This window comes from Halovulum marinum (assembly GCF_009697225.1).
Taxonomy (GTDB): domain Bacteria; phylum Pseudomonadota; class Alphaproteobacteria; order Rhodobacterales; family Rhodobacteraceae; genus Halovulum; species Halovulum marinum.
In genome coordinates, this window is the sequence record NZ_WIND01000042.1 from 1 (window position 1) to 10055 (window position 10055).

A 10055-nucleotide genomic window follows, 5' to 3' on the forward strand; every position below is an offset into this window, starting at 1 on the left:
GCTGGCTGCGCGCCGCGGCGGGGGGCCGCGGCGCCCCGGTTGAACGGGGCGGGGGCGCGGGTCAGACGGGCGGGCGCGGCTCAGGCGGGCGGGCGCGGGTCAGACGGGCGGGCGCGGCTCAGGCGGGCGGCGGCGCACCGGCGTTCAGCCGCGGCGCCGGGCCCACCGGGATCGGCCCGATCCACGTCCGGCCGCCGCGAAATCGCAGCGTCATGTTCAGGTCGGTCTCGGCGGACTGCTGCGCCGTCGTCTCCGAGGCGGCCAGCAGCCGCTCGGCCCAGGCATCGGCCGGCGGCGGCATCAGCCCCGAGCGGCGCGCCATGCGCAGCTGCTGGCGCCACTCCAGCGCCTCGAGGGCGATGCTGCCGGCGGCGAGGCCGTCGGCGTCGGCCTTCAGCCGGCCGCTCGCCGCCAGCCGCAGCGGCCCCCAGCCCACCTCGGCCTCGTCGATCTCCAGCGCCGTCACCGCGGGCGCCGCGCCGTCGGCCAGGCGGCGGTCCAGCGGCCGGTCCAGCGTCACCGTCGCGCGCAGCCGCGCCGCGCCGATGGTGTCCGGCAGGTCGCCCTCGGGGTCGAGCCGACGGCGCAGCGCCTCGGGCAGGTCCAGCGCGCTGGCGCGCAGGAACAGCTGGTAGCGGTTCGGCGCGTTCGCTCCGGACCCGTCTCCGGTCTCGGCCTCCGGCGTGGCCCGCAGTGCCGCCTGACCATCGGCCAGCCCGGCGGTCCAGCCGGCGTCGGCGCTGATCCGCAGCCCGCTCAGCTCGGCCCGCGCCTCGGCCAGCGCCAGGGCGGTCGAGGCGCGGAAGCGCACGCTCGCCATCATCTCGCGGCTGTCGATCCGCAACCTGCCGAACGGGCCGGACAGGGTCTGCGAACCGGGCCAGGCGGCGATGACGTGGTTCGGCGCATAGCTCAGGGCGTAGATCCGGAAGAACGGCGCGGTCCACGACAGGCCGCTGGCCGGGTCGACCAGCGTCACCTCGGTCAGCGTGGTGTCGAAGCGGTTGGGAAAGCCGCGCACGCGCACCGCGCCGGCCTCGGCCACCCGGCCGCGCTGGCGCTGCGCCTCCAGCCAGCCGTCGATCGCGGCCTTCTGCGCGCTCTGTCCGACCCACCAGTAGCCGGACCACAGCAGCGCGGCGGCAAGAACGATGAACAACAGGCGGCGCATCATCGGCACGGGCTTTCGGTTGCGGGTTCCGCCGCGCTATACCAGCCGTCGAAGCCGGGCGACAGGCCCGCCGTCAGACAGGAGACCAACAGGCGATGGGCAGCGACGCTGGGCCGCAGGCGGGAGGCACCGTGCCGATCGACACCGACCGGGGATTCTGGGTGTTCGCCTACGGCTCGCTGATGTGGAACCCCGGCTTCGACGCCGCCGAGAAGGTGCTGGCGACGCTGGATGGTTATCACCGTTCGTTCTGCATGGCCTCGATCGTCTACCGTGGCACCCCCGAGGCGCCCGGCCTGGTGCTGGCGCTGGACCGGCAGCGCGGCGCGCGCTGCACCGGCGTCGCCTATCGCGTCGGCGGCGGCGCCGGCGCCGCGGGCTGCCTGTCCTACCTGCGCGAGCGCGAATTGGTGTCGTCGGCCTATCTGGAGGTGGTCGAGCCGCTGACCCTGGCCGACGGCCGCCGGGTCGAGGCGCTGTGCTATGTGATGGACTGCGGCCACGAGCAGTACCGCGGCATGCTCGACGCCGGGGCGCAGGCCGAGATCATCGCCCGCGCCGAGGGCCCGGCCGGCAGCAACCGCGACTATCTGCTGAACACCGTGCGCAGCCTGCACGACCTGGGGCTGGAGGATCCGGAGCTGTTCGACCTGGCCGAGCGGGTGCGCCGGCTGCCCTGAGGCGGCGGCGGACCGCGCTCGGGTCGAGGCGTCGCCGAGGCGTCCATGTGCCGCGGACGCGCCACCACGCAGCCGGCGGCAACGGCCTGGCGGGCGTTCGCAAGGCGGCCGGCTGCGCCGCCGCGAGCCGGCGGCAAGGCCTGCGCGCGGCCGGACCGCCGCCCTGCGCACGCCCGATCACGCGGCGGCTGCGTGACGTCAGGCTTGGCGACGGCGGCCGGATGCGCCGGATGCGGCGGCGGTCGAGCGCAGCCGGACCGCTGCCGTTTGGGGACCCGCCCGCGGGCGGCGGCCGGCGGACGTGCGGGCCGGGGCAACCGCTTGGCGCCGCGGGTGCGGCCTCAGCCGTCGGCGAACAGGATCTGCGCCCGCACCAGGTCGAACCAGGTGCCCGATTCGGCGATTGCCCGCAGGCCGCGGTTCAGCCGCTCGATCGCGGCGCGGCCCTCGGGGTCGTCGGCGCGGGCGACGGCGCGCAGACCCTCGACCCGGCTCAGCGGCTCCAGCACCACCAGCGGGTTGTCCAGGTTGCGGCGGCCGGCGATGGCGCGGGCCAGCATCGCGTCCATCGAGGCGATGTCGGCGGCGCCGCCGTCCAGCGCGTCCAGGCAGCCGCCCGGGTCCGGGCGGGTGAGCAGCCGCGCGCGGTCGGGCAGCAGCCCCGCCGCCAGCAGGTCGTCCACCGGCCAGCCCTCGGGACGGCAGATCCGCGCGCCCTCCAGCGCGGCGAGCGTCGTCGCCTCGGCGAACGGGCCGGCGCTCAGCGCGTAGAATTCGGTCACCTGCTCGTACAGGCTGTCCGAGGCGACGTAGTCCTGGCACAGCCGGATGCCGGTCGGCGGCAGGTCCGGCGCTGTGCAGTCCGGGAACACCCAGGGAAAGCTGAGCGTGTAGACGCCGCGCGGCAGCAGTTCGGTGACATGGGCATCGCGGTCGTTGACGAAGGCGATCCGCGGCGCCGGGCCGTCGGTGGTGTCGAGCGCCGCGGTGACCAGCACCGGGATCAGCCCGCCGTCGCCCGCGGCCGGCGCCACATAGGGCTGGTACGGCCCGCCGGTGACCAGGTGGAGCTGTGCGCCCGCGGCGGGGCGGTCCGGGCCGGGGGCCGAAGCCGGCGTCGGTGCCGCCGGCGAGGGGGGGGCGGAATCGCCGCCGGCGCCGGCCACGCCTACCTCGGCGGTGCCGGCGCCGGCCGCGGCCGGCGTCAGCCCCGAGGCCGAGCCGGGCGCCGTCGGTTGCGCGGCGATCTTCGGATCCGGCGCCGGCACCGGGTCCGGCGCCGGGTTCGGCACCGGGTCTGGCGCCGGGTTCGCCGCCGGAACCGCAGACAGCCGGGCGGCGGGCGCGGCCGGCGCGCTGTCGGTCGGGGTCGGGCCGGTCCATCCCGAGACCCGGCCGTCGCCGCTCGCCGGCGGCGCGGCACCGGGGCCGGCGGTGGCGGTGGCGGTGGAGGTGGCCGGCAGATCGGCGGCGATGCCGCCCTCGCAGGGCACCGTCAGCCGCATTCCGGGGGTGATGCGGTCGGCGTTCGCGCCGATAAGGTCGCGGTTGCGGGCATAGACCAGGCCCGACAGTTCCGGCGAGCCGAGATAGCGCTCGGCGATGCGGCGCAGCGTGTCGCCGCTGGCGACGGTGTGCACCGGGCAGGCGGTCTGCGCCGCGGCGGGCGCGGCGAGCAGGCAGATAAGGACGGCGGCGCGGGCGGGCAGCATGGCGCGAGACTCCTTCCGGCGGATGCCGGAACAGGCCTAGCGCGACAGGCTTTACGAGCGGTTAAGCCGCGGCCGCACGCGCAGGATCATGCCATGCGCGCCGGTGACCTCGACCAGCACGCCCGGGGTCAGCGGCGCGTCGTCCTCGGGCCGCGCCGCCCACTGCATGCCGTCGATCTCGACCCGCAGTTCGCCGTCGGTGGCCGACAGCAGCCGCCCGCGGCGGCCCACCATCTGCGCCGCGCGGGCGTTGAGCCGGCTGTCCGCCCCGGCGCCGCCGTCGCCATGACGGCGCACCAGCGCGCGGCCGGCGAAGGTCAGCGCGATCGCCAGCGCCGCGAACACCGCCAGCCGCAGCTCTCCGGGCATGCCGGGCATCACCGCCACCACCACCGCCATCAGCAGCGCGGCGGCGGCGGGCCACAGCAGGAACAGCGACATCGTCAGCATCTCGGCCGCGCCCAGGATCAGCGCCAGTGCCACCCACCACCACGGCGACAGCGTCTCGAGCCAGAAGAACACCGGCTCAGCCCCGCTTGCCCGCGGCGTCGGCCAGCTCGCGGATGCCCTGGATCGAGCCGATCAGGCTGGCCGCCTCGAGCGGGATCATGATCGTCTTGGCATTGGGCGCGGCGGCGACGTCGCGCAGCGCCTCGGTGTATTTCTGCGCCACGAAATAGTTCACCGCCTGCACGTCGCCGGCGGCGATCGCCTCGGACACCATCCGCGTCGCCTCGGCCTCGGCGCGGGCGGCGCGCTCGCGCGCCTCGGCGTCGAGGAAGGCGGCCTCGCGCCGGCCCTCGGCCTCGCGGATCTGGCTTTCGCGCTGGCCCTCGGCCTTCAGGATCGCCGACTGCTTCTGGCCCTCGGCCATCAGGATCTCGGCGCGGCGGTCGCGCTCGGCCTTCATCTGCCGGCCCATCGCCTCGATGATGTCCTGCGGCGGCGCCAGGTCCTTTATCTCGACCCGCGTCACCTTGACCCCCCAGGGGTTCGAGGCCTGGTCGATCACCGTCAGCAGCTTGGAATTGATCATGTCGCGGTTCGACAGGCTCTCGTCCAGGTCCATCGCGCCGATCACCGCGCGGATGTTGGTCTGGCTCAGGTTCGACAGCGCCCGCTCCAGGTTGCGCACCTCGTAGGCGGCGCGTGCGGCGTCGATCACCTGGTAGAAGGCGACGGCGTCGGCGCGGACCATGGCGTTGTCGCGGGTGATGACCTCCTGGCTCTCGATGTCGAGCACGGTCTCCATCATGTTGATCCGCACGCCGACGCGGTCCATCATCGGCACCAGGAAGCGCAGGCCGGGGCGCAGGGTGCGGGTGTAGCGGCCGAACCGCTCGACGGTCCATTCCTCGCCCTGTGGCACGGACTTGACCATCATCCAGATCAGAACGACGGCGAAGATGGCGCCGGCGATCGCCGGCGGTCCGAATGTTTCCAGCATCATGCCCCTCGCAGAAATCCGACTGACCACCAGATATGGGGGAAGGATGACGGTGACGCAACAAAAGCCGCGCAAACCCCCGATTATTGCGCAGCAGCAATTGACAACTGGACGCCATGGGCGGCACGGCTAGACTGCTGCGGCAGCGCGGCACGGATACAATACCAAGGGGCACGGGCGTTCATGCTGATGGATCGCGACAAGGAACCGCAGTTTACCCAGCCGTTCCGGCAGATCGTCATCATGGTCGTCATCCTGGCGCTGGCGGCGGCGGGCGCGGTGCTGGCGTTTCCGGCGGTCGCGCCGATCTTCCTGGCCTCGCCCTATCTGAACGGGGTGATCCTGGCGGTGTTCGTGGTCGGGGTGCTGGCCTGCTTCTGGCAGGTGTTCGCGCTGATCTCGTCGGTGAACTGGATCGAGGGCTTCGCGCTGGACCGGCCGGGGCACGAGTTCACCGCCTCGCCGCGGCTGCTGGCGTCGCTGTCGGCGATGCTGCGCGACAGCGAGGCGCGGCAGCAGCTGACCTCGACCTCGACCCGCTCGATCCTCGACTCGGTCGGCACCCGGCTGGACGAGGCGCGCGACATCACCCGCTACATCGTCAACCTGCTGATCTTCCTCGGCCTGCTGGGCACGTTCTACGGCCTGGCCACCACCGTGCCGGCTGTGGTCGACACGATCCGCGCCCTCGCCCCGCAGGAGGGGCAGGATTCGATGCAGGTGTTCAACAACCTGATGACCGGGCTCGAGGACCAGCTCGGCGGCATGGGCACGGCGTTCGCCTCGTCGCTGCTGGGCCTCGCCGGCTCGCTGGTCGTCGGCCTGCTGGAGCTGTTCGCCGGGCACGGGCAGAACCGGTTCTATTCGGAACTGGAGGAATGGCTCAGCTCGATCACCAAGCTGTCGCTGTTCACCGGCGAGGAAGGCACCGGGATGCTGGGCGGCGGCGGCTCGGAGATGACCGCCTCGCAGATCTCGACGCTCAGCGACCTGGCGGTGCGCGCCGAGAGCAGCCGGATCGAGACCGACGCCAAGATGAGCCGGCTGACCGACGCGGTGATGGCGCTGGCGCAGCAGTTGAACGAGCGCCCGCAGGGCGGCGGCGGCGCCGACCAGGCGATCTTCGACCGCATCGCCGCCAGCCAGGAGCGCATCGCCACCGTGCTCGAGGCGCGCGAGGAGGAGGGCGGCGCGCTGGACGCGGACAGCCGCATGCGGCTGCGCAACATGGACACGCAACTGCTGCGCATCCTCGAGGAGATGACCGCCGGCCGGCAGGATTCGGTGGCCGAGCTGCGGCAGGAGATCGCCCAGCTGACCGAAACCATCCGCCAGGCGACGAGGGGCTAGGCCATGCCGCTGTCGCGCAGGTCCGGCTCGCGGTTCACGGCCAACATCTGGCCGGGGTTCGTCGACGCGATGACCGCCCTGCTGCTGGTGCTGTTCTTCGTGCTGTCGATCTTCATGATCGTGCAGTTCGTGCTGCGCGACCGGATCACCGAGGCCGACCGCGAGCTCGACCAGCTGTCGGGCGAGGTGGCGCAGCTTGCCCGCGCCCTGGGGCTGGAGCAGCAACGCGCCGACGAACTGGAAGGCGACGTCCAGTCGCTGGGCGACGACCTGTCCGCCGCCGAGGCGCAGGCCGCGCAGCAGGCGGCGCTGATCGCGACGCTGTCGGACCAGCGCGACCAGGCGCAGCAGCAGATCGCCACATTCGAGGAGCAGGTCGCCGGGCTGCTGGCCCAGCGGGCCGATCTTGAATCCTCGCTTGCCGCCGCACGGTCCAGCCTGTCCGAGACCGAGACCGAACTGGCCGCCTCGCAGCAGGATCTGGAGCGGCTGCGCGACGAGAACGCCGAGACCCTCAGCCGCGCCGAGGCGCTGCAGCTGGCGCTGGCCCGGGCCCGTGACGAGGTCGACGCCGAGGCCGAGGCCGCGCGCCTGGCCGCGGCGCGGCGCGAGGCGCTGGAGGCGCTGGTCGCCGACCTGCAGAGCCAGCGCGACACCCAGGCCGCCACCATCGAGCAGCAGGCCGCGGCGCTGTCCGAGACCGAGGACGCGCTGAGCGAGGCCGAGCAGGCCCGGCTGGTCGAGGCCGAGGCGGCGCGCGCGCTGCGCGAGCGGCTGGAGAATTCCTCGGCCGAGCTGACCGCGATGACCCTGCAGCTGGAGCAGGCCCGCGCCCGCGCCGAGGAGACGCTGACCCTGCTGGCCGCCGCCCGCGCCGCCCGCGACGAGGCCGACGCCGCCCGCGCCGAGCTGGCCGAGGAGCGCGACTCGGCGCAGACCCTGGCCGAGCAGCGCCGGGCGCTGCTGGAGCTGGCCCGGCAGGAGCTGGCGCAGGAGGAGGAGATCTCCTCGGAAAGCCAGCGCCGGGTCGAGCTGCTGAACCAGCAGACCGCGGCGCTGAGCCAGCAGCTGCGCTCGCTGCAGGCGCTGCTGGACGAGGCCCGGGCCGAGGACGAGGCGCAGCAGGTCCGCATCGAGAACCTCGGCCAGGACCTGAACACCGCGCTGGCGCGCGTCGCCGCCGAGCAGCGCAAGCTGGCCGCGGAGGAACGCCGCCGCCGCGAGCTGGAGGAGGCCGAGCGCCAGCGGCTGGAGGCCGAGGCGAAGAACCTCGAGAACTACCGCTCGGAGTTCTTCGGTCGGGTGCGCGAGATCCTCGGCGACCGCGAGGGCATCGAGGTGGTCGGCGACCGCTTCGTGTTCTCGTCCGAGGTGCTGTTCGCCCGCGGCTCGGCGGAGCTGGGCGACGAGGGCCGGCATCAGCTGTCCGAGGTGGCGGCGGTGATCCGCGAGATCCGCGACGAGATCCCCGCCGGCATCAACTGGATCCTGCGCGTGGACGGGCACACCGACAACATCCCGATCTCGGGCGCGCGCTTCGCCGACAACTGGGAACTCAGCCAGGCGCGGGCGCTGTCGGTGGTCAGGTACCTGATCGACAACGAGGACATCCCGCCCGAGCGGCTGGCGGCGAACGGCTTCGGCGAGTACCAGCCGATCGACCCGCGCAACACCCCCGAGGCCCGCGCCCGCAACCGCCGCATCGAACTGAAGTTCACCGAACGCTGAACGGTGTCCGAAAGCAGGTACCTGCCCCGCGTGTCATCGTGAAATCGGGGGGTTTCACCGTGAAAACCCCATCAAGCCATTGATAGTTCAGATGAAGTGAATCTGAGAACTTCGTAAGCGACGCCGCGAACCGGATCGGGCGGGCGAGATGGCGGCGGCGGCAGTCGGGGCAGGGGAAGGCGACCGCAGGCCGTGCCGGTTCCGTTCGGGACCTGGCCGCGGCGGCGGTCTCGCCACGCTCTGGTCGTGCGCCTGAACGGGAAAGCCGTCAAGATGACGGGTCGGTGATGGCGGTCGAAACCGGTAGCGGCGCCAGCGGAAACCGGAGCATGGCGGGGCGATCGAGGGAAGAGTTGCGCGCCGACCCCGACCGGCTCTGGCGGGTCTCGAGACGCAGACCGCCCTTCAACGGGAGCGATGGCTGCCCGAGGATGGATGGTTTCTTGACCGGAGCGTTCCGAACGAGAACCTGCTGGATGCGGTGAGCGCCGGCCGCGCAACCCTGAGCGGGGTTATCCCGGGTACGCGTGAGGCCGTCAGCGACTTCGAACTGGGGCTAACAGACGACGCCGGCGACGGCGGAGGCATCGTGGGCGGTTCCCTGAGGCTCCATGCCGCTCGCCATGACGGGGCACGCCATTTCAACGTCATCGGCGTTCGGCGAAAGCTGTTGGGAAAGGTCCCTTGGCGCGGCCGGATCGCGAGCGAGGCGGAGTGGTCTCTGGCCGGGGAAATGGTGAACGATGACGATCAGCGTGGTTTCGCGGACGGCGGACGGCAACGGATCGAAGCGATGATGTCAGCTTTCGGCCAGGTTGTCGGAGGGTCGTGGTCGCATCGCAGCCGACATCCGTCGCGGAGCCTGACTGCCGTCCGAACAGGCACGTCGCCTAGCGGACCGGCTGCGGCGGCGAGCGGACGGGGCGGCTCGGGTGTCGGGCGCCTGCCCATGTCATTCCGCCGGGCCCAGCCCGCGGCGGCCGAGCCGACCGGTCTCGGCGCTGCTGTCCGCGCGGGGGCCGTTGCGGGCGTGATCCAGCATCGAGACGAGGCTGTCGTCCGCGCCGCGCGCATGCTCGCGCATCGAGACCAGGCTGTCGCCCCGGTCGCGCGCCGGCTCGGGCCGGGGCGCGGGGCGGCGGTTCCCGTCGTCGTCGCGGCCGTCGTCGCGGTCGGCGTCGCGGTCGTCGTCGATCACCACCTCGCGGGCCGCGCCCGGCGCGCGCGGCGGCGTCCGGTCGGCGTCGGCCGCGGAACCGCGGTTCGCGGTCTGGTCCGCTTCCGGCGCGGTCTCGGGCAGGCGGTCGGCGAGCGCGACGAGGGCCTTTTCGACCCGCGACAGGCCGTTCGACAGTTCGGGGGTGGCGGCGATCGCGCGCATCTCGGCCAGCAGGCGGTTTTCGCGCTCGGCCCGGCCCTCGAGCAGAACCAGCTGTGCCTGTGCCAGGGTGGCGACATCGGCGCGCAGGGCGTCCAGCCTGGACGCCAGATCGGCGGCGGGGGGCGGGACAGGGGGCGGGGCGAGGTCCGCGGGCGCGCGTGCGGCGGGCGCCGCCGCATCGTCAGCCGCATCGCCAGCAGCGTCGCCAGCCACGGCGCGCGGCGCTGTCGCCGCCGGGTCCGCGGCGGTCGCGGCCGCCGGAGCGCGGGCCGCGCGGCGCGGCAGGTGGCGCTTCAGGAACTCCGACAGCCGCCAGACGGTCCAGGCGGCCGTGCCGCCCGCGCCGGCGGCGGCCAGGGTGATGGCGATCTCCACAAGCGACACGCGGGGTCCTCCTCGGGCGGCTACGGAATCGCACCCTGCGCCCGAGGCATTGAGAACCGGTTAATCGGCCGGAAAAGCAGAACGCCGCCCCCCGAGGGGGGCGGCGTCGAAGCGGCAGCTGCGGCGGTCTATTCCGCCGTCAGCAGCGGCGGCCGGCGCGAGGACAGCTGCGGCTTGCCCGGCTCGCTGATCTGCAGGTCCA

General features: G+C 73.3%; 8 protein-coding genes. 3 read left to right on the forward strand and 5 right to left on the reverse strand.

Annotated elements, in window-relative coordinates; genetic code table 11:
• Positions 1-118 precede the first annotated feature (118 nt).
• Positions 119-1174 carry a DUF2125 domain-containing protein gene (locus tag GE300_RS21515; RefSeq protein ID WP_154449617.1) on the reverse strand — a complete coding sequence of 352 codons (1056 nt, stop codon included), beginning with the start codon at positions 1172-1174 and terminating at the stop codon, positions 119-121.
• Positions 1175-1266: 92 nt separating this feature from the next.
• Here GE300_RS21515 and GE300_RS21520 point away from each other — a divergent pair, with 92 nt between their 5' ends.
• The gene (locus GE300_RS21520) at positions 1267-1851 is read left to right on the forward strand and encodes a gamma-glutamylcyclotransferase (RefSeq protein ID WP_154449619.1); all 585 of its coding nucleotides are present in this window, start codon (positions 1267-1269) and stop codon (positions 1849-1851) included.
• Between the two features lie 341 nt (positions 1852-2192).
• On the opposite strand, the gene GE300_RS21525 is transcribed toward GE300_RS21520, so the two are convergent.
• The 3 genes from GE300_RS21525 to GE300_RS21535 are packed head-to-tail and all read right to left on the reverse strand — an operon-like array spanning position 2193 to position 5013.
• On the reverse strand, positions 2193-3563 hold the full coding sequence (locus tag GE300_RS21525; protein WP_154449621.1) for a LysM peptidoglycan-binding domain-containing protein: 1371 nt from the start codon (positions 3561-3563) through the stop codon (positions 2193-2195).
• Between the two features lie 51 nt (positions 3564-3614).
• The gene (locus tag GE300_RS21530) at positions 3615-4085 is read right to left on the reverse strand and encodes an NfeD family protein (protein WP_154449623.1); all 471 of its coding nucleotides are present in this window, start codon (positions 4083-4085) and stop codon (positions 3615-3617) included.
• Between the two features lie 4 nt (positions 4086-4089).
• On the reverse strand, positions 4090-5013 hold the full coding sequence (locus GE300_RS21535; RefSeq protein ID WP_154449624.1) for an SPFH domain-containing protein: 924 nt from the start codon (positions 5011-5013) through the stop codon (positions 4090-4092).
• A 180-nt stretch (positions 5014-5193) separates the two neighbouring features.
• Here GE300_RS21535 and GE300_RS21540 point away from each other — a divergent pair, with 180 nt between their 5' ends.
• Together GE300_RS21540 and GE300_RS21545 are read left to right on the forward strand one after the other, a co-directional pair.
• Positions 5194-6360 carry a biopolymer transporter ExbB gene (locus GE300_RS21540; RefSeq protein WP_407647756.1) on the forward strand — a complete coding sequence of 389 codons (1167 nt, stop codon included), beginning with the start codon at positions 5194-5196 and terminating at the stop codon, positions 6358-6360.
• Between the two features lie 3 nt (positions 6361-6363).
• Complete coding sequence (locus GE300_RS21545; RefSeq protein ID WP_154449627.1) at positions 6364-8088, forward strand: peptidoglycan -binding protein; 1725 nt, start codon at positions 6364-6366, stop codon at positions 8086-8088.
• A 952-nt stretch (positions 8089-9040) separates the two neighbouring features.
• Here the strand turns inward: GE300_RS21545 and GE300_RS21550 are convergent.
• A complete protein-coding gene (locus tag GE300_RS21550; RefSeq protein ID WP_154449629.1) occupies positions 9041-9853 on the reverse strand; it encodes a hypothetical protein in 813 nt (270 codons plus the stop codon).
• Positions 9854-10055 lie beyond the last annotated feature (202 nt).

Bases quoted from the DNA above. Each gene is read 5' to 3' on its own strand.
- GE300_RS21515 (WP_154449617.1), bottom strand. From the start codon at position 1,174: ATGATGCGCCGCCTGTTGTTCATCGTTCTTGCCGCCGCGCTGCTGTGG.
- GE300_RS21520 (WP_154449619.1), top strand. From the start codon at position 1,267: ATGGGCAGCGACGCTGGGCCGCAGGCGGGAGGCACCGTGCCGATCGAC.
- GE300_RS21525 (WP_154449621.1), bottom strand. From the start codon at position 3,563: ATGCTGCCCGCCCGCGCCGCCGTCCTTATCTGCCTGCTCGCCGCGCCC.
- GE300_RS21535 (WP_154449624.1), bottom strand. From the start codon at position 5,013: ATGATGCTGGAAACATTCGGACCGCCGGCGATCGCCGGCGCCATCTTC.
- GE300_RS21540 (WP_407647756.1), top strand. From the start codon at position 5,194: ATGCTGATGGATCGCGACAAGGAACCGCAGTTTACCCAGCCGTTCCGG.
- GE300_RS21545 (WP_154449627.1), top strand. From the start codon at position 6,364: ATGCCGCTGTCGCGCAGGTCCGGCTCGCGGTTCACGGCCAACATCTGG.